We start from the raw sequence: 21,017 nt of genomic DNA, 5'->3' as shown, positions 1-21,017 counted from the left end.
AAATTGCTCTCTGTTTTTTTAATTTTGGCACCCGGGTGTGGCCCGGCGCGTGCTTCTGGCCCCGCCACATACCCCGCACCCGGTGGGTCGTCCTCGCCTCAACAACACCCGAAACACCCCGACTCTGAATCAAGGGAATAGAGCATGATGTCGGCCGAAAACCGCTCACACTTTTCGGCATCATGCTCTGGACCAGGCGAATTCTTGCCTTGAAACGCAAGCTTCGGGTTTCTAGGGTCTCGCCGCAGCTACATAAGGAATCCCGGATGCCCCGTTCTGTGATCGAAGCGATCGGCAACACGCCCCTGATCCGCCTCAACAAGGCCTCGGAGCAGACCGGCTGCGAGATCCTGGGCAAGGCCGAGTTCATGAATCCCGGCCAGTCGGTCAAGGATCGCGCCGCCCTGTTCATCATCCGCGACGCCGAACAGCGCGGGCTGTTGAAGCCGGGCGGGGTCATCGTCGAAGGCACGGCAGGCAATACCGGCATTGGCCTGACGCTGGTTGCCAAGGCGCTGGGCTATCGCACAGTGATCGTTATTCCCGACACCCAGAGCCAGGAAAAGAAGGACACGATCAAGCTGCTTGGTGCCGAGCTGATCGAAGTGCCGGCGGTGCCTTACAAGAACCCCAACAATTACGTGAAACTGTCGGGGCGGTTGGCCGAGCAGATGGCGAGGTCGGAGCCGAACGGCGCGATCTGGGCCAACCAGTTCGACAACGTTGCCAATCGCGACGGCCATATCCGCACCACGGCGGAAGAAATCTGGATGCAGACCGGCGGCAAGGTCGACGGTTTCGTCTCGGCGGTGGGTTCGGGCGGAACGCTGGCCGGCGTCGCCTTCGGGCTGAAGGCCAAGAGCAGCAACGTCAAGATCGCGCTCGCCGATCCGCTGGGTGCGGCGCTCTATTCCTTCTACACCAGTGGCGAATTGAAGTCCGACGGCAGCTCGATCACCGAAGGGATAGGGCAGGGGCGCATCACGGCAAATCTCGATGGGTTCACGCCGGACTTCTCGTTCCAGGTGCCGGACGAAGAGGCGCTGCCGATCGTCTTCGACCTGATCCAGGAAGAAGGCCTGTGCGTCGGCGGTTCGACCGGCATCAACATTGCCGGCGCGATCCGGCTGGCGCGCGAGCTTGGCCCCGGCCACACCATCGTGACCATCCTTGCCGACTATGGCACGCGCTACCAGTCGAAGCTGTTCAACCCGGAATTCCTGCGTGAGAAGAACCTGCCGGTGCCGGGCTGGATGGATGAGCGCAGCACAATTTCGGTGCCGTATGAGAAGGTCGCCTGATGGCGCACAGAACAGAAGCGCTGTTTCGCGACGACGCCTATCTCAGAGAGGCTGACGCCACCGTTGTCGCCATCAACGAGCGCGGCGGCATCATTCTCGACCGGACCATCTTCTATGCCACATCGGGCGGCCAGCCTGGCGATACCGGCACATTAGAGCGCGCGGACGGCAGCCGCATCGCCATTGCCGCCACCATCACCGGCGAGACCAAGGACGAGATCATCCATGTGCCGGCGCCGGAGCAGCCGGCACCCGAGGTGGGCGAGCGGGTGAAACTCGCCATCGACTGGGAGCGGCGGCATCTCCTGATGCGCATGCACGCAGCTTGCCATTTGCTCACCGTCGTCTGTCCGTTTCCGATTACCGGTGCTGCGGTTTCCGAAGATGACAGCCGCGTCGACTTCGACGCTCCCGATGCCGGCTTCACCAGGGAAGACGTCACCGCCGGGCTGATGGAGCTGGTGCGGGCCGATCATCCGATCTTCGTCAGGCTGATCACCGACGAGGAACTGGCAGCCAATCCTGGCCTGGTGAAATCCAAGACTGTCCGGCCGCCCGCCGGCACCGGCAAGATCCGCCTGGTCTGCATCGGCGACAACGCTTCGATCGACAGCCAGCCCTGCGGCGGCACCCATGTCAAAAGCACCGGCGAAGTCGGTGAAATCCATATCGGCAAGATCGAGAAGAAGGGCCGCGAAAACCGGCGTTTTCGCATTCGCTTCGGACCGCTGCCGGTGAATTAGGGTCAAATAGCACGTGGCCTCTATATTGCTCAGCCGGTCTGAGACACCTTGGCTTAACCAAGGTGTCGGAAACTGGACGGTGATCGCTCAACCCATGCTTCGATCTGGTCGGTGACAAACTTGGCTGCTTGATGGTGGATGAAGTGGCCAGCCCCGGGCAAAGCAATCACGGCGGTAACGTTGTCGACTTCTCGGAAGGTCCCGTCAAAAGCGCTTGACGGCACATAGGGATCGTCGGAGCCAAACAGCACAAGGGTCGGCGCCTTGACCAAAGGCAGCTGGCCCAGATCCGGCACCCTGCCAAGCGGTATGTTGGCCCTGTAGTAGCCCAGCATCGCTTCCGGATCGGATCGCCTGAGCGAATCTGTCAGGGCCTGCCTGTCCTGCGGATCGGCGACCCAGGTGGCGAGTTTGTCGATGTCCAGCATCTGGGTGGCGCCCGGGACCTGGAAGCCACGTACATATCCGATGATCTCGGCATTGGCCGGATCGGCGACCGCACGCAGATAGTTGCGGGGGTGCGGTGCCGACAGCAGGATGAGATGGCGCACGACCTGCGGCACGCGTATGGCCAGCCACCATGCGATGATGCCACCCCAGTCATGGCCGACAATAGCGGCCTGGGTCAGCTTTTCCGCTGCAAGAACAGCCAGCACGTCGTTGACCAGGTGGGTCAGCGCATAGTTGCCATGGCCTTGTGGTCCATCGCTTTGTCCGAAGCCCCTCAGGTCCGGCGCGATCACCCGATATCGGTCGCAGAGCGCTTGCATCTGCCGGCGCCAGCCCATTCCGTGATCCGGAATGCCATGCAGAAACACAATCGGCGGGCCTGAGCCCGCCGCTGTGTAGTGCAGTTTGACGTTGCCATTGACGGCAACCCTAGATTCAAACGCCACTTCCTGTTCCGTCAATTGCAATCCATTCGAAGCAGTAGTCCGAGCTGGGAGGCTCGAACCGCCGGCCTACATCTTGACTTCGAGGCGCAGGAACGGGCCGTTGAATGTCTGGGTGCTCTTGTCCGCCATCTCAAGCAGATTGTGCCACTGTTCGACCCGATAGCCTGCGGTGAACGTGGTATTTTCCCACGGTTTGAAAGTCACGCCACCGGAAAGGTCTATGCTGGTAACAACCTTGTTGGAATGCTGGCTTTCGCTGACGTTGATATCTGGATCAGGAGTAGGATCGCTTGGATCGCTCTCATGTTCGTGGAGGCTAAACTTGTCCGTCCGTCGGCCCCACATAGCCGAGCCCGAAACCGCACCGGTAAGACCCCACGTCTCACCCAGCGGATAGTAGACTTCGGCGCCGAGGCGCGGACCGATGCCGTAGAACTCGGATGAGCCAAGCTTGTCAGCGTTGCCGCCCTTGTCGGCCGGATCATTGGGAGTGGCGCTCACATTGAAATTCAGCTTCTCCTTGGAGTGCAGCAAGCGCAGACCGCCGAAGAATCGGATGTCGGCGCCCTGCGCCTCGACATGCTTGCCGATATCGAAGTCGAGCGTTTGGAAATTGTAGCTGTTGCCGAACGACAGGCCGATGACGCCGCCACTTTGCGGGACATTCAGACTAAAGTCGTTGTCCTGGCCGGCGTGAAAAGTACCAGCGAGCCTCCAGTCCACATCCGAAGAAATCGCTTTGGTGAGCGCCACTGATCCGTAGAGATCGCCGAAATCATTGCCACTGCCGAGCTTGTCGCTGGTATCGCCAAGCTTGTCGACGTTGGATTGATAGACCGCGCCTTCGAAGGCAATCTTGATGCGGGAATCGACCACTGCAGGATCGGTTACCTGTGCATCGGCGGCATGAGCCGCGACCACACCAACTGATGTCACCGAAGCGGCAGACGCTGCAACCGTAGCAAGAAGCTTACTTGAAACCTGATTTCGCATTTTTCCCCGCCTGGAATCGATCTGAATTGATATTAGCCCACTCGCACACTACCGCAGCGGCACCTTTCGTCATAGCTGCCATAATCATTTATCGGGCAGTGTTACGCGTTTGCCACAGAACCCGTTTTATCTCTGCGAATCGAATGTGATAGCGTAGGAGTTTCTGGTCGAGATGTCGGCGCTGGCCGCCTGGTGTCTACGGCTGCGCGGGGGGCATCGATGGACGACCGGATACAAATCGAAAGCGTTCTCAACAACCTCGTCTATGCGCTTTTTGCTCATGGCGGGCAGGCGGAAACGAGTGGTCGGCCCAGCGACTTCGGCAACATGGTTGTCTTTGACAATCCGGAAGCCGTCGACACAATCGTCAAGGCGCCGGAGCTCTTTCGGAAGAACTTCTCCCTGATCTCGGCGCTCGGTTTCAGCCGTTTCAACACGAACGATCAGGATTGGTCGGTCCGGCGTACCATCACCCAGGACGTCTATTTGGCGGCCGCCAAGCCGGCGCAGCAGCATCCCGTTGCGGAAATCTTCGCCACCTGTCTGTCCAGTAGCGACGCCACGCTACCAGCCATCCAGCAAGCGTTGTTCGCCGCGTCGATGACCATATTTTACAGGGCGTTCGGCCTTGTTCCCGATATGGCGGCGACGCTGTTGCTGCTCGACAGGGTCCGCGACGTTCTGAGGCGTCTCCAATATTATTCCTGGGTGACGCCGACGACCGCCGAACGTGGGAACGCTATCCAGGACGCTCGCGCGGTGGTCGCCGATTTCGCATCGCTGCTGATGGCGGATCCCCGCGCCGCTGCGGAGATGGACCGCTTTAGAAGCGAAGCCACAGATATCGAAGGCTTCTCGCCGGTGGAGGAGTTTGTCATGAACTTCTTCGCAGGCGTCGAGACATCGGTGACGACCGCACTTTGGGTGATCGATAGACTGGGGGCAAACCAGCAGGTGCAAGACCGTATCCATGCCGAGGTTCTCTCGGGCGATGCGCAGACGCCGTATACCGATTGCATGATCAACGAAACGATGCGCTTTTTCCCTCCGATTCCGTTCCTGACCCGGGAAGTCGGTGCCGATACGGTTCTCGAAGGTCGGCGTCTCTACGCCGGGCAATTGATCATGGTGTCGATCGTCGGCGTGCACCAGAACCCGGCTTTCTGGTCAAACCCGCGTGTCTTCGATGCCAGCCGGAAGGAGTTCCTCGACAACAGCTTTGATCGGAGGGCCTTCATTCCTTTCCTCACCGGACCGCGCATGTGCGGTGGCGCACGTCTCGGCCGGCTGGAAGTTCGGGAGGCAGTCCTTGCCATTGTGCGCCAGTTTGCTTTTAGCCGGGCCGACGATGTCATCCGGTTCGACTATGCGCTGGCACTGCGCCCGGCGCAGGGTGCCTCCGTCAGTGTTTCGCGTCGATGAAACGCAGGGTCAGGCATGGTCCTGCCAAAAGCGAGCGACATAGTCCCCAAATTGCCTTTTGATCATCGCCTTGAGTTCGGTATCATGCGCATAGCGCGCACCCGTCGATACGGCTTTTGATTTCAACTCGAAACCTGGGAACCAGTTGCTCATCGTGGCGGAAACGTTTTCCTGCTGGTTGGCGATGAAGTCCTCGTAGCAGACCTCAGCCACTCTGCTCTGATCAAGGGTGTTCAGGTAATTTTTCCACCTGATTTCGCTGTCGAAAATATGTTGGGCGGTATCCCTGGCAACCCTCTCGGTCAAAATTGTCACCTTGGGGATTCCAGGCAGCGTCTCCCGACTGTCGAACGGCTGGCCAGTATGGAGCATCGAAAGCAGGCTTATGGTTTGATCCACCTTGTTTCTTCTTGAGAGGAAGACATAGAACGAGTTGCCGTCGTCATTGCCGATTGAATTGCGTGCGAATGGCAGGTTTTCAAAAAAGATCTTGGCGGCGAACACACCGTTCTCAGTCCTTTTCGCCAGGAGCTGGCGACCATAGGCCATTGCCCGCTCGTTGAGTTTTTCAAGATCAATTGTGTTGTCGGCCGACCAGCGTATCATCAGCGGCAAGGCATACTGCCACTGAAAATACTCGGTTGGGATTCCCAAGCCGAACTGTTGCAAGGTTTGGCAATAGGAATGCCCGGCCGTTCGCGGAGTGGTGCAAATCAGGATCTTGGCGGGATTTTCGCTTGAGCTTTGGCGATCATAGGTCGCCGAGATGTATTCACTGTACAAATCGTCGAAATGCATATCCGGAACCAACCCACAATCACACGCCAGATTTAGGCCGCAGACAGGAACCCCAGGATGAGCAGAGCCTGGTCCAGCGTCATCAGCGATGGCGGATCGCCAGCATCGATGTTGTCGACAAGCCACAGATCAGGCCGTGCGAGCCGTGTGCGCTCGATGGCCTGCCGGTCGACGAATTGGCTGTCGCGGCCGTACATCAACAGAACGCGGGCGTCGATCTTGGCAGCGATTGGGAAAAGATCGTATTGGCGGCCGGTCAGTGCGCCAAAATTTCCCGTCGTTGCGGGGTCATAGGCGAGCCGGAAGCCCTCGGGACCGGCTGCGATCCGGTTCTCCACATAGCGATTGAACACTGCGTCCTCGACCGGCCCCATGAGGGATCTGGTGGTGGCCAGATAGTCCTTGGCAGCCGCACGGCTCTCAAATTTAAGCGCACTTTCCTTCATGACGTCGTCTCTCATAGCGTCGACCTTAGGTCCGCCGAGCATTGGAACGTCGTTGAGAACGATTTTCGTGGCCTTGGAGCGAGTCATGTGCAGAAACAACAGCAAGATCGTGCCGCCCCACGAAGTGCCGATGAAGTGGTTCTCCGTGCCGGCGAACTCGCCAAGCGCGCGCAGGCACTTGGAATAGACGTTGATGTCGTAGCCGGAGCCCAGATAGGCGCTACGCCCGCGCCCCAACAGGTCTGGGCAGACAACCAGGAAACCATTGCGGCACAAGAATGTGGCGAGGTAGTTAAAATCGGCACCATTGCCGGTGAAGCCGTGAAGGCAGAAAACTGTGGCGTGAGGCGTGCCGGCTGGCCGCCAGATGCGCACGAACATCGCGGCATACCGGTCATCCAGCCGGATAAGTATTTCTTGCGTCAGTGCCTCGGCAGGCTTGGCCGAACTCATCAGATGTCGCGCTTGCGGACGGCACGCTTGACCGAGCCGCGGTTGTCAATGAAGTCGCGTTTCCAGAACACCGACTTGTCAAGGTTTATGAGCTTGGCGTTCTTGATAAGTGGCAGGATATGGGACGAAGACCGCGTCGCCAGCACCGTGACGGCGGTAGCGTCGCCGCCGGGAAAAGGATTGAGCGGACCGCCATTCTTCGCCCATGCCTCCGCTATCTCGCGACTGGTCTGGATCCATCCAACGTAGGCCACGATAACGTCGTCGATCGAGCCGATCATATGTGTCTGCTGATCCATTTGATAGCGTAGCGTCTTCACCATCAAGCCGAATTCGTAACCATCGAAAGGCGGATAGTGTGCAAGAAAATTGCAAACAAGCCCGAGCGAAGCCGGATTGCTCGGAGTTCGGGAAAACAAGAGATTGCTCATGTCGAGATTTTATTGACCCCGCCCATCCCAGATCATAACCATCACTCCGTACTCGCGACGAAACACGAAAACAATCAGAATCAACACACTGCTGCGGCTGACTACGTCGTGCGCTCGCTGCGCATTCAGATTGTCGGGCCAAACAGGATCCGGAACCGAATGGCCGCCAAAATATAGTAGTCGGCCAACAAGGCAGGAGAACAACGATGGCCGATGACAGCCCTTTCACAGTCGATGCGGACTGGTTGCAGAGCCGTCTTGGCGAGCCCGGCCTGACGATCGTCGATGCATCCTGGTATCTGCCGGCGCAGAAGCGCGATGCGCGCGCCGAGTATGAGGCAGCGCATATTCCGGGTGCGCGCTTCTTCGACCAGGATGCGGCCTCGGACCCAGATGCCAAGCTGCCGCACACGCTGCCTTCGCCGCAGCATTTCGCGCAATATGTCGGCGCCATGGGTATTTCGGCCGACGACACCATCGTCGTCTATGACGGTCCGGGCTTCTTCTCGGCGCCGCGCGCCTGGTGGATGTTCCGTGTCATGGGCGTGTTCCAGGTCTACGTGCTGGATGGCGGCTTCGACCGCTGGAAGGCGGCCGGCCGGCCGGTGACGGCGGAGCCGACCAAGATCGCGCCAAACGTGTTCCACGCAGATTTCGACGCCGCCCGCGTCGCCAGCCTAGCCGACATGCGTCGCATCGTCCAAACGAAAGAAAGCCAGATTGCCGACGCCCGTGGCGCCGGCCGTTTCACCGGCACCGAGCCTGAGCCTCGCGCCGGCGTTCGCTCCGGCCACATGCCCGGCGCGCACAATTTGCCTTATTCGGCGCTGTCACAGAATGGCGCGCTGTTGTCGAAGGACCAGTTGCGCAAGGCCGTTGAGGGTGCCGGTATCGATCTGTCGAAACCGGTCGTCACCTCTTGCGGTTCCGGCATAACGGCGGCCGTCGTCACTCTGGCGCTGGAGACGCTCGGTCACACCGACAACCGGCTCTATGACGGCTCATGGACGGAATGGGGCGGGCTGGCAGACACGCCTGTGGTGACGGGCAAGGAATGATGGCGATGGAAAATGGCGCGCTGGACGACATCGAGGTTACGGTCACGTTTCTGGAAATGCATGTGCCGCCGGCCTATTCACCGCCGCTGCCCTACAACAGGCAGATCGCGCTGTTGAAGACCAAGGACATTCCGCTGCATTTCTACCGCTATCTGATGGATCGGGTGGGGCGCAAATGGCATTGGGTCAATGTGCTGCGGTTGCACGATGAAGAGCTTGCGGCCGGCATTCACCGCGAGGACCGCGACATCCGGGTGCTTTATCTTGACGGCGCGCCGGCCGGGTTCTTCGACCTCAAGCCGCATCTGCCGGAAGAGGTCGAGCTCGCTTATTTCGGCATGATGGAGCATGCGACCGGGCTAGGCATCGGCCGCTGGTTCCTGGGCGCGGCGGTCGCCGCCGCCTGGTCGTATCAGCCGAAGCGGGTGACGGTGCAGACCTGCACGCTCGACCATCCGGCGGCCTTGCCGCTCTACCAGAAGCTCGGTTTTGCGCCGGTGGCGCAAAAGAAGGAGATCGTGCATCCGCTGTCGTTCTCCGAGCGCTCGGCCAGCGTCATGAGGCCATGACATCCTAATTAGCCGGCTTGTTTGCGAGACCGACCGCCATCGCAGATTCATCGAGATTTCGATAGCACCGGCTGATGATACCCAATTGACGCTTCGATACTTGGCAGGAATCGGGTGGGAAGCATCGGCTTGGATGCATAATTTCTGGTCAACGACACCGGAGATTTCTGCCATGACCATTCAGTTCAAAGCCCTGCCAACCCAGGAGGTCAGAGCCCTGCAGTTTGGAGGCCCGGATGCCTACGGCCACACGCCCGAGCGAAAGATTTCCGACGGCGACGGCATCCCTTGCCGGCACTGTCTGAAGAACATCGCCGCGGGCGACGTCTATCTGTTCTGGCCTATCGCCCATTCCCGGATCTGCAGCCTTACGCTGAAACTGGTCCGATCTTCCTGCATGCGGAAGAATGCGAACGCGCCCCCGAGACCGAGCAGCTGCCAGAGGTGCTCGAAAGCCCCGACTACATCGTGCGTGGCTATGACGGGGATAATCCCATCGTCTACGGCAGTGGCGGCGTCATCCTGACCTCAGCAATCACGGCGCGGGCCGAAACCCTGCTCGAACGCGACGATATCGCCTACGTCCATGTCCGCTCGGCACGCAACAATTGCTATCAGTGCCGAATCGAACGTGCCTGACAAAAAAATGCCCGCCGTTTGTCTGGCGGGCAGTTGGGAACCGTGTGACGGCTCGATCCGTCAAGTTGGCACCCCTGTCTGTGCAGGTTTTTCGGATGGCTGATGTGAAACGCTTCACACAGCGCCCGCGACTATCGCCGGCACACGGTGGCGCGCCGACTGGCGGCGAACTGTCGTACTGCCGTCGCATTCATACGTTAAAAGGTCGATGGATTGCCGACCGCGGATGAACCGGCGGGGATCTCGATATCGAGGAAGCGGGGCTTTGGCTCCGCTTTTTTGTTGCCGGCGTTTTGCCCGCAAGAAAAAACCCACCGGGATGAGCCGGCGGGCTGACGGGAGCAAGTCTTCCCAATTTAGGTGAGATCAGGATTTAGGTGGGGTCAGGCAGCCAGAACCACTTTCGGTTCGACCAGCTCATAGCCGAGTGCTTCGGCGACGGCGCGATTGGTGATCTTGCCCCTGTGGACATTGAGGCCGTTGCGCAAATGGTGGTCGTCGACCAGCGCCTTCAGGCCCTTGTCGGCCAGCTGCAGGCCATAATGCAGCGTCGCGTTGTTGAGCGCGTGCGCCGAGGTCACCGGCACGGCTCCCGGCATGTTGGCGACGCAGTAGTGGATCACGCCGTCGACCTCATAGGTCGGCTCGGCATGGGTAGTGGCGTGCGAGGTCTCGAAACAGCCGCCCTGGTCGATAGCGACGTCGACCAGCACCGAGCCTTTCTTCATGCCCGACAGCATTTCGCGGGTCACCAGCTTGGGTGCAGCAGCACCCGGGATGAGCACGGCGCCGACGACGATGTCGGCCGAGAAGCATTCTTCCTCAAGCGCCTCGACTGTGGAGTAGCGGGTGTGGACGCGGCCTGTAAAGAGGTCGTCCAGCTGGCGCAGGCGCGGGATTGAGCGGTCGATGATGGTGACGTCGGCGCCGAGGCCGACCGCCATGCGGGCGGCATGCAGGCCGACGACGCCGCCGCCGAGCACGGCGACCTTGCCGGGCAGTACGCCGGGCACGCCGCCGAGCAGCACGCCGCGGCCACCATTGGCCTTCTGCAGCGCGGTCGCGCCGGCCTGGATCGACAGGCGGCCGGCAACTTCCGACATCGGCGCCAAGAGCGGCAGGCCGCCGCGGTCGTCGGTTACGGTCTCATAGGCGATTGCGGTGACGCCGGACGCGAGCAGGCCCTTGGTCTGCTCCGGATCCGGGGCCAGGTGCAGATAGGTGTAGAGGATCTGGCCCTCGCGCAGCTGCGCCCATTCGTTGGGCTGCGGCTCCTTGACCTTGACGATCATGTCCGACTTGGCGAACACGTCGGCGGCGGTCCTGGCGATGGTGGCGCCGGCGGCGCGGTAGGCATTGTCATCGGCGCCGATGCCAGCGCCGGCGCCGCTTTCGACCAGCACTTCATGGCCATGCGCGACATATTCGCGGACGGAGCCCGGCGTCAGGCCGACTCGGTATTCGTGGTTCTTGATTTCCTTGGGGCAGCCGACGCGCATAGTCTTCTCCTGATCCGGCCCTTCGGGCTCGTTCCCTGTATCAACCGAGTGAACCACGAATCGTTGCGCAGGTGTTTGCGAATGCGCTTGCGCGGGGTCACGCGTTTCGATAATCGTTGCGCGAAATCAAGGAAATTTCGCAGGAATCACGAGAAATGCCGCTCGACAGGATCGATATCGCCATTCTCGAGGCACTGCAGAAGGATGGCCGCATACCCAATGCGGCGCTCGCCGAAAGGGTCGGCCTGTCGCAGTCGGCCTGTTCGCGCCGGCTCGACAATCTGGAGAAATCCGGCACCATCCGCGGCTATCACGCCCGGCTTTCGAATGCAGCGCTCGGCCACCAGATGACGGCGATCGTGCACATATCGCTGTCGGGACAATTCGAAAAGACGCTGTCGGATTTCGAGGCGGCGATCAGGCGCTGCCCCAATGTGCTGTCGTGCCACCTGATGTCGGGCGAATACGACTACATTCTGCGCATCGCCGCCAAGGATTTGGTCGACTATGAGCGCATCCACAAGGAGTGGCTGTCGGCAATGCCGCATGTGACCAAGATCAACTCATCGTTCGCCTTGCGCGAGATCGTCGATCGCACGGCGATGGGGATGAAGCCGGAACTGGCCTAGCCCTGAGCAGCCTCGGTCACCAGCCGGTCCATCGGGATGTCGTGTGGCTGCGGGTAGATGGTGGCTATGCGCTGCAGTTCGTAGCCGACGCCGATGACCAATGGCTTGAACGGCATGGCAGCCAGCGTGCGGTCGAAGAAGCCACCGCCATAGCCCAGGCGGTAGTTTCGCGGGTCGATGCCGACGATCGGCGAGATGACGATGTCGGGCAGCACCGGCTCGCCTTCGGCCGGGATCGGGATGTTCCAGATGCCTTTTTCCAGCCGGTCGCCGGGTACATAAGCGCGGAAGATCAGCGGCTGGCCTTTCTCGATCACGATGGGCAGCGCCGTGAGGCCGCCGCGTTCGTTGATCGACGCCATCCACGGCCGCAGGTCCGGCTCGCCGCGAAACGGCCAATAGAGGCTGACCATGCGGCCGGCAATGTCGCCGATGGCCGCGTCGAGCCCTTCGGCGATAGCCCGCGACATCGCCACCCGCGCATCGGCGGAAACCGCCAACCGTGCCGCGATCAGACGCTCGCGCTCGGCCTTGCGCCAACGGCGCACATCGGTCCAGTCGGTCAATGGCGCGCGAAATTCCGGATCGAGTTCGTGCATGAAGCAAGGCGGCGAAGAATATTGCGCCCGCCCTTTGCGATCTTTGTCATCGTCGTTGGCCATGCTTCACTCCCGTGGTTCCAGCCCTGCAAGGCTATACCCGTCCAGGCTTGCCGACATAGGCATTCGCGACATCCGGCGACGAGTCCTGGGCAGCCTTACGCGCGGCAGTCTAGCGCGCCGCGACATTGTTGCGGTGCACAAAAATCACTAGATAAAGAGAGACAAACAGGGGTGAATGCGATGAGTGAAACCAGCCATCATGTCGTTGTCGTCGGCGCAGGGTTCGGCGGTCTCGAACTCACCCGGGCGCTGGCCGGCGCACCCGTGCGCATCACCATGATCGACAAGCGCAACCATCACCTTTTCCAACCGCTGCTCTACCAGGTGGCGACCACCTCGCTGGCGACCTCGGAAGTTGCCTGGCCGATCCGTCATCTGCTGCGCAAGCGCGAGGACGTGACGACCCTGCTCGGCAACGTCACCGGCGTCGACCGTCCAGGCAAACGCGTGCTGCTTGAGGACGGCAGTTCTGTTCCCTACGACACGCTGGTGCTCGCCACCGGCGCGCGTCATGCTTATTTCGGCCACGACGAATGGGAGCCTTTCGCGCCTGGGCTGAAGACGCTGGAAGACGCAACCACCATTCGCCGGCGCATCCTGCTCGCCTTCGAGCAGGCCGAGCGCGAGACCGATCCGGCCAAGCGCCAGGCACTGCTGACACTGGTCATCGTCGGCGGCGGCCCGACCGGCGTGGAGCTTGCCGGCACCATTGTCGAACTCGCGCATGAAACGCTGCGCGGCGAATTCCGCAACATCGACACGCTTGAGGCGCGTGTGGTGCTGGTGGAGGCCGGAGACAGGATCCTAGCCAATTTCGCGCCAAAGCTGTCCGACTATGCGCGCAAGGCGCTGGAGCGGCGGGGCGTCACGGTCGAGCTTGGCCGCGCCGTCACGCGCCTCGATGCCGAAGGCGTCGTCTTTGGCGAGACGCATCTGCCGGCGCGAACCATCCTGTGGGCCGCCGGCGTAGCGGCTTCGCCCGCGGGAGAGTGGCTGGGCGCGCCGGTGGACCGGGCGGGCAGGGTAATGGTCGAGCCCGATCTGACCGTGCCGAACAGTCCTGAAATCTTCGTCATCGGCGACACAGCGCATGTCTTGCGGCCGGACGGCAAGCCGGTGCCAGGCGTGGCGCCCTCCGCCAAGCAGGAGGGCAAGCATGTTGCCGCGACGATCAGGGCGCGGCTGGCCGGCGATAGCGCGCCGCGCCCTTTCCGCTACAAACATGCCGGCGACCTGGCGACGATCGGCAAGTGGGCAGCCGCGATCGATTTCGGCCGGATCAAGCTCACGGGATGGTTTGCCTGGTGGCTGTGGGGCGTGGCGCATATCTACTTCCTGATCGGTTTTCGCAACCGGCTCTCGGTGTCGCTTAGCTGGCTATGGATCTATTTGACCGGCCAGCGTAGCGCGCGGCTGATCACCCAGGGCGATGATAACAAGGGCTGAGGTTCTCAACCGTGGCCAAGGATATTCATCCAGCCGTCACCTTTTGCTGATCGACTGACTTCCCGATGGACATGGCCGGTTTTCGGCGCGAAGCTTCCGCCCGGGCTGGGATCTTGTCACGTCGCTGGGAAGGAAAACCAATGCCGCATCTCAACTACCCCGTCTCCCGCCGTAGTTTGCTTGCCGGTGCGGCCGCCAGCGGGGCGCTCATCATGCTGCATCCGTTTTCCGCCCGCGCGCAGGCCAATCAGGCGCATCTGAGGATCATGGAGACCACCGACATCCATGTGAATGTGCTGCCTTACGACTACTACGCAGACAAAGCCAACGACACGATGGGCCTGTCGCGGACGGCCTCACTGATCGCGGCGGTGCGCAAGGAAGCCACCAATGCGATGCTGATCGACAATGGCGATCTTTTGCAGGGCAATCCGATGGGCGATTACATCGCCTATGAGAAGGGCCTCAAGGAAGGCGATCTGCATCCGATCATGAAGGGCATGAACCTGCTGGGCTATGAATGCTCGACGCTCGGCAATCACGAGTTCAACTACGGCCTGTCGTTCCTCGACAAAGTGCTGGCCGGGGCCAATTTCCCGTTCGTCTGCGCCAATCTGATCCGCGGCACCGAGCTTGCCGCCAACCCGCGCGACGACAAGCTCTACCTCAAGCCCTATGTCATCCTCGACAAGAAGATCAAGGACGGGTCGGGCGCCGAGCAGCCGATCAAGATCGGCATCATCGGCTTCGTGCCGCCGCAGATCATGGTCTGGGACCTGAAGAACCTGGAAGGCAATGTCAGGACGCGCGACATCGTCGAGGCGGCCAGGGCATGGGTGCCGCAGATCAAGGAGGAGGGCGCCGACATAGTCATCGCGCTCTCGCATTCCGGCATCGATATCAAGCAGGGCGACGGCATGGAGAACGCCTCCTTCTTCGTCGCCGGCGTCGAAGGCATCGATGCGGTGTTCACCGGCCATCAGCATCTCGTCTTCCCCGGCAAGAAGGATTTTCAGGCGCTCGAAGGCGTCGACACCGAGAAAGGCACGCTGCAGGGCAAGCCCGCCGTGATGGGCGGTTTCTGGGGCTCGCATATGGGACTGATCGATCTGCTTCTGGAACGGAACGGATCGAAATGGCGCGTAGCCTCGGCCACATCGGAGGCAAGGCCGATCTACCAGCGCGTCGACAAGGCAAACAAGCCGACGGTGGCGGACGACCAGCGCGTCGTCGATGCGCTGAAGGCGGACCATGAGGCGACACTTGCCTATGTCCGCCGACCGGTCGGCAAGACCTCGGCGCCGCTCTATTCCTATTTCGCGCTGGTCGCCGATGATCCGTCGGTGCAGATCGTCAACCAGGCGCAGAGCTGGTACCTCAAGGACATATTGAAGAGCACGCAGTGGAAGGACGTGCCGCTGCTGTCGGCGGCCGCACCCTTCAAGGCCGGCGGGCGCAACGGCGCCGACTACTATACCGACGTGCCGGTGGGCGACATCGCCATCAAGAACGTCGCCGACCTCTATCTCTATCCGAACACGGTGCGCGCCGTCGAAATCACCGGCGCGCAAGTGAAGGAATGGCTGGAAATGTCGGCCGGCATTTTCAGGAAGATCGAGCCGGGCAAGGCCGACCAGGCGCTCATCGACCCCGAATTCCCGTCCTACAATTTCGATGTGATCGATGGCGTCAGCTACGGAATAGACCTGTCGCAGCCGCCGAAATACGATGCCAAGGGTGGCGTCGCCAATGCCGGCTCGAACCGCATCGTCGGCCTCAGCTTCGACGGCAAGCCTATTGATCCGGCAGCGAAATTCGTCGTCGCCACCAACAATTACCGCGCCGGCGGTGGCGGCAATTTCCCCGACATCAATGCCTCGAAGATCATCTACGAGGCGCCGGACACCAACCGCGACGTGATCGTGCGCTACGTCGTCAGCGAAGGCACGATCAACCCCTCGGCCGACGACAATTGGTCGTTCACGCCGCTGCCCGGAACCAGCGTCGTGTTCGAGACCGGCCCCAAAGCGAAGGATTTTATATCGGGAGTGAAATCGCTCAAGATCGAGCCGGCCGGCGAGGGCGAATCCGGGTTTGCGAAGTATCGCATCCTGCTTTGAGGCAAACGCGCAGGTAACAGGGAAAACGAGCGGGCATACGCCCGCTCAATCACGCTTCGGATCAGGCCTTGTAGACCACCTGGCGCACGTCGATGTAGCTGGCTCTAAAGCCGGCTTCGCAATAGTGGAGGTAAAACTCCCAGAGCTTCTTGAAGCGGTCGTCGAAGCCGAGCGGGACGATCTTTTCCCACGACGCCCAGAAGCGGTTGCGCCATTCGGCAAGCGTGCGGGCATAGTCGTCCGGAAAGACGCGCTCGCGCAGATGGGAAAGGCCATGGTCGCTGCCCAGCGTCTTCAGGATCGACGGCGTCGGCAGCATGCCGCCCGGGAAGACATAGCGCTGGATGAAATCCGGCCGCGCCCGATAGGTGTCGTAGGCGGCCTCGTTGATGGTGATGATCTGCAGGCCGGCGGTGCCGCCGGGCCTCAAGCACGCCTTCATCTTGCCGAAAAATACCGGCCAATATTTTTCGCCGACCGCCTCGAACATCTCGATCGAGGCGATGCGGTCGTAAGTGCCCGTTTCGTCTCGGTAATCCTGCAGCTTGATGTCGACCTTGTCAGACAGTCCCGCCTTCTGGATGCGCGCCTTGGCGAAATCGTGCTGTTCGCGGCTGATGGTCAGGCCGGTGACGCGGCAGCCGATCTCGCGCGCGGCAAATTCGGCAAAACCGCCCCAGCCGCAGCCGATCTCGAGCACATGGTCCTTCTTGCCGATGCCGGTATCCTTGGCCAGCGCGCGGTATTTGGCGGCCTGAGCGCTTTCCAGGTCGTTGGCGCCGGTCGCATAGAGCGCCGACGAATAGGTCATGCTGGGATCGAGCCATTGCTTGTAGAAGGCGTTGCCGAGATCGTAATGCGCCGAGATGTTGCGCTTCGAGCCGGTGCGGGTGTTTTCGTTGAACCAGTGGCGGATGCGCTGGACCGTGTTGATGAGCCAGTTGGCGCCGCCGGCAATGCGTTCCCCAACGGCCGAGTTGACGACGAACAGTTCGAGGAAGCTGGTTACATCAGGGCTTTCCCAGTCGCCGTCCATGTAGGATTCGGCAACGCCGATGGTGCCGCCGGAAAAGGCACGGCCGGGCAGGCGCCAGTTCTTCAACACCAGCTCGGCATCCGGCCCGGGTCCGTTGCCGCCGACAAGCACCGCCCGGCCATCCGGCATCCTCACCTTCAGCGAACCGCGCGGCAATTTCATCGCCGCCGACAGCACCATGCGCGCCTTGGCCGGCAGGCCCTTGACGATCTCGGCGAAATTGAGTTCGTCCAGCCTGATGGCGTCGCCGATGCCTTTGTATTCCCTGACAGCCATCTCACACCCCCCTGGACTTCCGCGGGGGCGGCGCAAGATCTGCCGGCCTCCACATCCTCCACTTTCATTCGCCAGGCGCGAACGCCGTAGCCTGCTTAAATTTTCGCCACAATCTTCCACCGCATCGACCGGAACTTCAAGAGGCAAGCCGTGCCCGGCAACTGGCCCAGGTGGCGTGCCTGGGGCCAGAATCGGTGAGGGCGAGCGACCGCCGGTGAAATCGCTATGGTTAGGAACAGCCACATACGTTAGTTTCAGCCATGCGTTACGTCATCGTCATCACCGCCATCGCCTTTTTCCTGATCTGGGATGGCCTCTATAATCAGGGCCGCTATCTCGACACGACGGTCAGGGAAATGTCGCGCGTCGTGCGCTACGTCACCGGCAAAGCCTAGCTTTTGCGCCTCTGCAAAGTCGCCTGCCGGCATTGCCGGGCGCGACATCGTGGCGGTTGACGCGACGGTCCCGCTCACACAAAACATGCCGCAAATCGAACGTGGAGGCAGGTGTGATCCGGCATATCGTTTTCTTCAGCGCGCGGCGCAAGGACGATGTCGAGGCCGTGCGCACGGGCTTGCTCGCGCTGGGCAAGATCCCGCATTCAAGCCTCTTCGAGGTGACGCTCAACACCAAGGTCGATCCGCTGTCGGATGCGATCGACGTGGTCGTCTATGCCGAGTTCGAGGATGATGCCGCGCTTGCCGCCTACAAGGCGCACCCGCTCTATGCCGAGACGACCAGTCGGGTCAAACCATTGCGCGAATTGCGCTATTCGGCCGATGTCGTGGCGATGGCCTGATCGGGCTGGCAAGAGGCCTTGAACCGATTTCCGGAATGATGCACACCGCGCCGGCATGACCAGCACGATCCATCCGCTTGACCATCTTGTGTTGCCGACGGCGAGCCTCGCCGTGGCGCGGGCGCGGCTGACATCGCTTGGCTTCATCGTCGCACCAACCGGCATCCACCCTTTCGGCACCGAAAATTGCTGCGTCTTCTTCGCCGACGGCACCTACCTCGAACCGCTGGCGGTCGGGAATGAACAGGCTGCAGACGAGGCATTTGCCGGTGGCAATGTCTTTGTCGCGCGCGACCGGCTCTATCGCGCCAGGCTGGGCGATGAGGGCTTTTCCGCCGTGGTGCTGGCCACCGACGATGCCGATGCGGACCATGCGCGCTTTATCAAAGCCGGCCTGTCGGCGGGAGACGTACTGAGCTTTTCCCGCGCCTTCACCGACACGGCCGGAAAGAGCGACATGGCCTCGTTCAAACTGGCTTTCGCCGCCGGCGCCGAGACGATGGACGCCTTTCTGTTCGCTTGCGAGCGGATCAACGCCCCTCAAATCGACCGTACGGCACTGCAGGCCCATGCCAACGGCGTGACCGGCATTGCCGAAATCGTCGCGGTCAGCGGCGTGCCATCCGAAAAGCGCCACCTGATCGAGACAGCGACGGGTTCGAGGCAGAGGAGCAGCACGGCGTTCGACCTGGCGAACGCGCGTTTGAGCGTTCTCAAGCCCGCGGCTTTCGCTGAGCGCTTCGGCATGTCGGCTGGCGCGCCGACGGACCTTCGCTTCGCCGCGATCGTCTTTTCGGCCCGCAGTGTCGGCGCTGTCGCGAGGCTGCTTGCAGACAACGCCGTCGGGCACGATATAGCGGGCAACGAAATCGTCGTGCAGCCGGCATCCGGACAGGGCGCGGCTTTCATCTTCCGGGAGACCCCATGAGCAAGCCGCAAGGGCCCAATTCGCTGGCGCCGAATTCGTCAGTAACCGTCGGCAACGTCGTCTTCGACAACAGCGGGCCCTTGGCGTTGATCGCCGGCCCGTGCCAGTTCGAATCGCGCCAGCACGCTTTCGACATGGCCGGCGCGCTGAAGGAACTGACCGGCAAGCTCGGCATCGGCCTCGTCTACAAGACCAGCTACGACAAGGCCAACCGCACCTCGCTGTCGGCAACGCGCGGCGCCGGCATGGACGCGGCGCTTCCGGTGTTCGACGAGTTGCGCAAGGCGTTTTCGCTTCCCATTCTGACCGATGTCCACACCGAGGAGCAGTGCGCGATCGTCGCACACCATGTCGATGTGCTGCAGATTCCGGCCTTCCTGTCGCGCCAGACCGACATGCTGGTCGCCGCCGCCAAGACCGGCAAGGTGATCAACGTCAAGAAGGGGCAATTCCTGGCGCCTTGGGACATGAAGAACGTGGTGGCCAAGATCACCGGTTCGGGCAACCTCAATGTGCTGACCACCGAGCGCGGCGCGTCTTTCGGCTACAACACGCTGGTGTCGGACATGCGGGCTTTGCCTGTGATGGCCGAGATCGGCGCGCCGGTGATTTTCGACGCCACCCATTCGGTGCAGCAGCCGGGCGGGCAGGGCGGTTCCTCCGGTGGTGAGCGCCGCTTTGTCGAGACGCTGGCGCGGGCTGCCGTTGCCGTCGGCGTCGCCGGCGTGTTCATAGAGACCCACCAGGATCCCGACAATTCGACCTCCTCCGACGGGCCCAACATGCTGCCGCTGAAGGACATGCCGGCGCTGCTCGAAAGACTGATGGCATTCGACCGCATCGCCAAGAATGCTGCTGACCTGAACCGAGGCTGATGGTTTCGGCTATGGCGCGCGCGCTGCCCTGCTTGTGGAAGGCATAAGCCGGCTGTAGGCTCGCTCCTGCAAATGAGCGTCTTGGCAGGAGGAAGCCATGTCCGTCGCCCGCGTCACCGAAATCACGTCGTCGTCGAAAAAGAGCTTTCAGGACGCCATCGAGAAGGGGATTGAGCGCGCATCCAAAACCCTGAAGAACGTCGAAGGCGCTTGGATCCAGGACCAGAAGATCGTCGTCGAGGACGGCAGGATCGCGGCGTATCGCGTCAACATGAAGGTGACGTTCATCCTCGCGGAGTAACCGCCCGCTCGAAAAAACGGGAACTTTCGCCCGCGCACCTCATTGTCAAAGTATAGATCAATGACATGAGGAGCATCAGCCATGACCACCCAAACAGGCCACACCGAAGCAATCGCCGCTTCGCGCGTCATCGGCACGTCGGTCTACAACACCGAGGGCACGAGCATCGGCAGCATCGAGGACATCATGCTCGACAAGACGTCGAACGGCATCATGTTCGCGGTGATCGGGTTCGGTGGATTTCTCGGCATTGGCGAGAAGTATCACGCCATTCCGTGGGCGAGCCTCGACTATGACGAGGACAAGGGCGGCTATGTCGTGCCGTTCTCGAAGGAGCAGCTGAAGGCAGCACCCGCCTATTCGATCAATGAACTGGCCGGCGCCGATGGCGAGGCCGCACGTGATGCTTCCTATGATTACTACAAGGTCACGCCGTATTGGCATTGATCAGCTGCGCTGACGCCTGACGTGAAAAGGCCCCCGAATTCCGAAACGGGGGCCTTTTCAGTGCAACCCGACAGTTTCTAAATTATTCTGCTGCATGAAGCGTAGACAGCTGCGTCGCCGCCCTGGGCGGCTGCTGCGTATCGCAGGACGTCAGGAACGCCGCCGCGATCAGGAACAAACTCACGATACCGCTCAACTCGGACATGGCGAAACTCCTCCTGTTTCGCCCCGCGCATCACCATCCTAGTCG

The 21,017-nt window shown here is 61.3% G+C and carries 23 protein-coding genes and 1 pseudogene; 15 read left to right on the top strand and 9 right to left on the bottom strand.

Annotated elements, in window-relative coordinates; all coding sequences use genetic code 11:
- The first annotated feature begins 266 nt into the window (after positions 1-266).
- Both NKI10_RS25010 and NKI10_RS25005 read left to right on the top strand, forming a co-directional pair.
- Complete coding sequence (locus tag NKI10_RS25010) at positions 267-1,301, top strand: cysteine synthase A (RefSeq protein WP_352862192.1); 1,035 nt, start codon at positions 267-269, stop codon at positions 1,299-1,301.
- Positions 1,301-2,044, top strand: coding sequence for an alanyl-tRNA editing protein (locus NKI10_RS25005; protein WP_352862191.1), 744 nt, complete (start codon positions 1,301-1,303; stop codon positions 2,042-2,044). Before NKI10_RS25010 ends, NKI10_RS25005 begins: the two co-directional genes overlap by 1 nt.
- Before the next feature lie 53 nt (positions 2,045-2,097).
- Here NKI10_RS25005 and NKI10_RS25000 read toward each other — a convergent pair whose 3' ends face one another.
- Entirely contained in the window at positions 2,098-2,955 is an 858-nt protein-coding gene (locus tag NKI10_RS25000) for an alpha/beta fold hydrolase (protein ID WP_023682579.1), read from the bottom strand.
- 51 nt (positions 2,956-3,006) lie between these two features.
- Positions 3,007-3,933, bottom strand: a complete 927-nt coding sequence (locus NKI10_RS24995; protein ID WP_156931562.1) for an Lpg1974 family pore-forming outer membrane protein — start codon at positions 3,931-3,933, stop codon at positions 3,007-3,009.
- A 219-nt stretch (positions 3,934-4,152) separates the two neighbouring features.
- On the opposite strand from NKI10_RS24995, the gene NKI10_RS24990 reads away from it, so the two are divergent.
- On the top strand, positions 4,153-5,355 hold the full coding sequence (locus tag NKI10_RS24990) for a cytochrome P450 (RefSeq protein WP_023714170.1): 1,203 nt from the start codon (positions 4,153-4,155) through the stop codon (positions 5,353-5,355).
- Positions 5,356-5,364: 9 nt separating this feature from the next.
- Here NKI10_RS24990 and NKI10_RS24985 read toward each other — a convergent pair whose 3' ends face one another.
- Genes NKI10_RS24985 through NKI10_RS24975 form a run of 3 tightly spaced genes read right to left on the bottom strand, consistent with a single transcriptional unit; the run spans position 5,365 to position 7,483 of the window.
- Positions 5,365-6,153, bottom strand: coding sequence for a Stf0 family sulfotransferase (locus NKI10_RS24985; protein WP_023682577.1), 789 nt, complete (start codon positions 6,151-6,153; stop codon positions 5,365-5,367).
- Between the two features lie 32 nt (positions 6,154-6,185).
- A complete protein-coding gene (locus tag NKI10_RS24980) occupies positions 6,186-7,052 on the bottom strand; it encodes an alpha/beta hydrolase (protein ID WP_352853820.1) in 867 nt (288 codons plus the stop codon).
- Positions 7,052-7,483, bottom strand: a complete 432-nt coding sequence (locus NKI10_RS24975) for a hypothetical protein (protein WP_023672793.1) — start codon at positions 7,481-7,483, stop codon at positions 7,052-7,054. Before NKI10_RS24975 ends, NKI10_RS24980 begins: the two co-directional genes overlap by 1 nt.
- Before the next feature lie 206 nt (positions 7,484-7,689).
- Here NKI10_RS24975 and sseA point away from each other — a divergent pair, with 206 nt between their 5' ends.
- The 3 genes and pseudogenes from sseA to NKI10_RS24960 all read left to right on the top strand — a co-directional run bounded on the left by sseA (position 7,690) and on the right by NKI10_RS24960 (position 9,749).
- Complete coding sequence (gene sseA / locus NKI10_RS24970; RefSeq protein ID WP_352659079.1) at positions 7,690-8,541, top strand: 3-mercaptopyruvate sulfurtransferase; 852 nt, start codon at positions 7,690-7,692, stop codon at positions 8,539-8,541.
- Between the two features lie 5 nt (positions 8,542-8,546).
- The gene (locus NKI10_RS24965) at positions 8,547-9,110 is read left to right on the top strand and encodes a GNAT family N-acetyltransferase (protein WP_352659077.1); all 564 of its coding nucleotides are present in this window, start codon (positions 8,547-8,549) and stop codon (positions 9,108-9,110) included.
- Between the two features lie 172 nt (positions 9,111-9,282).
- Positions 9,283-9,749 (top strand): annotated as a pseudogene (locus tag NKI10_RS24960) (DUF1203 domain-containing protein).
- Positions 9,750-10,132: 383 nt separating this feature from the next.
- Here the strand turns inward: NKI10_RS24960 and ald are convergent.
- The gene (gene ald / locus NKI10_RS24955; protein ID WP_352862190.1) at positions 10,133-11,248 is read right to left on the bottom strand and encodes an alanine dehydrogenase; all 1,116 of its coding nucleotides are present in this window, start codon (positions 11,246-11,248) and stop codon (positions 10,133-10,135) included.
- Between the two features lie 155 nt (positions 11,249-11,403).
- Between ald and NKI10_RS24950 the strand changes: the two genes are divergently transcribed.
- Positions 11,404-11,877, top strand: a complete 474-nt coding sequence (locus NKI10_RS24950; protein ID WP_352862189.1) for an Lrp/AsnC family transcriptional regulator — start codon at positions 11,404-11,406, stop codon at positions 11,875-11,877.
- Here the strand turns inward: NKI10_RS24950 and NKI10_RS24945 are convergent.
- Complete coding sequence (locus NKI10_RS24945) at positions 11,874-12,539, bottom strand: 5-formyltetrahydrofolate cyclo-ligase (RefSeq protein WP_352862188.1); 666 nt, start codon at positions 12,537-12,539, stop codon at positions 11,874-11,876. The two genes, NKI10_RS24950 and NKI10_RS24945, sit on opposite strands and share 4 nt — an antisense overlap.
- 180 nt (positions 12,540-12,719) lie before the next feature.
- Between NKI10_RS24945 and NKI10_RS24940 the strand changes: the two genes are divergently transcribed.
- Positions 12,720-13,985, top strand: coding sequence for an NAD(P)/FAD-dependent oxidoreductase (locus NKI10_RS24940; protein ID WP_352862187.1), 1,266 nt, complete (start codon positions 12,720-12,722; stop codon positions 13,983-13,985).
- 140 nt (positions 13,986-14,125) lie between these two features.
- Positions 14,126-16,105 (top strand): bifunctional 2',3'-cyclic-nucleotide 2'-phosphodiesterase/3'-nucleotidase, encoded by a 1,980-nt coding sequence (locus tag NKI10_RS24935; protein WP_352862186.1) that lies wholly within the window; start codon positions 14,126-14,128, stop codon positions 16,103-16,105.
- 61 nt (positions 16,106-16,166) lie between these two features.
- On the opposite strand, the gene NKI10_RS24930 is transcribed toward NKI10_RS24935, so the two are convergent.
- Positions 16,167-17,417 (bottom strand): class I SAM-dependent methyltransferase, encoded by a 1,251-nt coding sequence (locus NKI10_RS24930; protein ID WP_352862185.1) that lies wholly within the window; start codon positions 17,415-17,417, stop codon positions 16,167-16,169.
- A gap of 260 nt (positions 17,418-17,677) precedes the next feature.
- Between NKI10_RS24930 and NKI10_RS24925 the strand changes: the two genes are divergently transcribed.
- The 6 genes from NKI10_RS24925 (at position 17,678) to NKI10_RS24900 (ending at position 20,767) form a co-directional block, all read left to right on the top strand.
- On the top strand, positions 17,678-17,812 hold the full coding sequence (locus NKI10_RS24925) for a hypothetical protein (RefSeq protein WP_023668905.1): 135 nt from the start codon (positions 17,678-17,680) through the stop codon (positions 17,810-17,812).
- Positions 17,813-17,925: 113 nt separating this feature from the next.
- The gene (locus NKI10_RS24920; protein ID WP_023682566.1) at positions 17,926-18,216 is read left to right on the top strand and encodes a Dabb family protein; all 291 of its coding nucleotides are present in this window, start codon (positions 17,926-17,928) and stop codon (positions 18,214-18,216) included.
- Positions 18,217-18,271: 55 nt separating this feature from the next.
- Positions 18,272-19,144, top strand: a complete 873-nt coding sequence (locus NKI10_RS24915) for a VOC family protein (RefSeq protein WP_023714175.1) — start codon at positions 18,272-18,274, stop codon at positions 19,142-19,144.
- Positions 19,141-20,019 (top strand): 3-deoxy-8-phosphooctulonate synthase, encoded by an 879-nt coding sequence (gene kdsA, locus NKI10_RS24910; RefSeq protein ID WP_031196594.1) that lies wholly within the window; start codon positions 19,141-19,143, stop codon positions 20,017-20,019. Before NKI10_RS24915 ends, kdsA begins: the two co-directional genes overlap by 4 nt.
- A 97-nt stretch (positions 20,020-20,116) precedes the next feature.
- Positions 20,117-20,320: a dodecin family protein gene (locus NKI10_RS24905; protein WP_023668908.1), complete on the top strand. Its 204-nt coding sequence runs from the start codon at positions 20,117-20,119 to the stop codon at positions 20,318-20,320.
- Positions 20,321-20,401: 81 nt separating this feature from the next.
- On the top strand, positions 20,402-20,767 hold the full coding sequence (locus NKI10_RS24900) for a PRC-barrel domain-containing protein (protein WP_023668909.1): 366 nt from the start codon (positions 20,402-20,404) through the stop codon (positions 20,765-20,767).
- Between the two features lie 82 nt (positions 20,768-20,849).
- On the opposite strand, the gene NKI10_RS24895 is transcribed toward NKI10_RS24900, so the two are convergent.
- Positions 20,850-20,972, bottom strand: coding sequence for a hypothetical protein (locus NKI10_RS24895; protein ID WP_023682563.1), 123 nt, complete (start codon positions 20,970-20,972; stop codon positions 20,850-20,852).
- Between the last annotated feature and the right edge of the window lie 45 nt (positions 20,973-21,017).

Source organism: Mesorhizobium sp. M0802 (genome assembly GCF_040320115.1).
GTDB lineage: Bacteria > Pseudomonadota > Alphaproteobacteria > Rhizobiales > Rhizobiaceae > Mesorhizobium.
Note: the sequence above shows the minus strand (reverse complement) of the source record. Positions and strands in the feature narration are given on the sequence as shown.

What these genes read in the sequence shown, in the direction of transcription:
- NKI10_RS25010 (WP_352862192.1), top strand. Translation starts at nt 267, where the DNA reads ATGCCCCGTTCTGTGATCGAAGCGATCGGCAACACGCCCCTGATCCGC.
- NKI10_RS24950 (WP_352862189.1), top strand. Translation starts at nt 11,404, where the DNA reads ATGCCGCTCGACAGGATCGATATCGCCATTCTCGAGGCACTGCAGAAG.
- NKI10_RS24985 (WP_023682577.1), bottom strand. Translation starts at nt 6,153, where the DNA reads ATGCATTTCGACGATTTGTACAGTGAATACATCTCGGCGACCTATGAT.
- NKI10_RS24905 (WP_023668908.1), top strand. Translation starts at nt 20,117, where the DNA reads ATGTCCGTCGCCCGCGTCACCGAAATCACGTCGTCGTCGAAAAAGAGC.
- NKI10_RS24965 (WP_352659077.1), top strand. Translation starts at nt 8,547, where the DNA reads ATGGAAAATGGCGCGCTGGACGACATCGAGGTTACGGTCACGTTTCTG.
- NKI10_RS24915 (WP_023714175.1), top strand. Translation starts at nt 18,272, where the DNA reads ATGACCAGCACGATCCATCCGCTTGACCATCTTGTGTTGCCGACGGCG.
- sseA (WP_352659079.1), top strand. Translation starts at nt 7,690, where the DNA reads ATGGCCGATGACAGCCCTTTCACAGTCGATGCGGACTGGTTGCAGAGC.
- NKI10_RS25005 (WP_352862191.1), top strand. Translation starts at nt 1,301, where the DNA reads ATGGCGCACAGAACAGAAGCGCTGTTTCGCGACGACGCCTATCTCAGA.
- NKI10_RS24900 (WP_023668909.1), top strand. Translation starts at nt 20,402, where the DNA reads ATGACCACCCAAACAGGCCACACCGAAGCAATCGCCGCTTCGCGCGTC.
- NKI10_RS24925 (WP_023668905.1), top strand. Translation starts at nt 17,678, where the DNA reads ATGCGTTACGTCATCGTCATCACCGCCATCGCCTTTTTCCTGATCTGG.
- NKI10_RS24940 (WP_352862187.1), top strand. Translation starts at nt 12,720, where the DNA reads ATGAGTGAAACCAGCCATCATGTCGTTGTCGTCGGCGCAGGGTTCGGC.
- NKI10_RS24990 (WP_023714170.1), top strand. Translation starts at nt 4,153, where the DNA reads ATGGACGACCGGATACAAATCGAAAGCGTTCTCAACAACCTCGTCTAT.
- NKI10_RS24930 (WP_352862185.1), bottom strand. Translation starts at nt 17,417, where the DNA reads ATGGCTGTCAGGGAATACAAAGGCATCGGCGACGCCATCAGGCTGGAC.
- NKI10_RS24975 (WP_023672793.1), bottom strand. Translation starts at nt 7,483, where the DNA reads ATGAGCAATCTCTTGTTTTCCCGAACTCCGAGCAATCCGGCTTCGCTC.
- NKI10_RS24995 (WP_156931562.1), bottom strand. Translation starts at nt 3,933, where the DNA reads ATGCGAAATCAGGTTTCAAGTAAGCTTCTTGCTACGGTTGCAGCGTCT.
- NKI10_RS24895 (WP_023682563.1), bottom strand. Translation starts at nt 20,972, where the DNA reads ATGTCCGAGTTGAGCGGTATCGTGAGTTTGTTCCTGATCGCGGCGGCG.
- ald (WP_352862190.1), bottom strand. Translation starts at nt 11,248, where the DNA reads ATGCGCGTCGGCTGCCCCAAGGAAATCAAGAACCACGAATACCGAGTC.
- kdsA (WP_031196594.1), top strand. Translation starts at nt 19,141, where the DNA reads ATGAGCAAGCCGCAAGGGCCCAATTCGCTGGCGCCGAATTCGTCAGTA.
- NKI10_RS24945 (WP_352862188.1), bottom strand. Translation starts at nt 12,539, where the DNA reads ATGGCCAACGACGATGACAAAGATCGCAAAGGGCGGGCGCAATATTCT.
- NKI10_RS24980 (WP_352853820.1), bottom strand. Translation starts at nt 7,052, where the DNA reads ATGAGTTCGGCCAAGCCTGCCGAGGCACTGACGCAAGAAATACTTATC.
- NKI10_RS24935 (WP_352862186.1), top strand. Translation starts at nt 14,126, where the DNA reads ATGCCGCATCTCAACTACCCCGTCTCCCGCCGTAGTTTGCTTGCCGGT.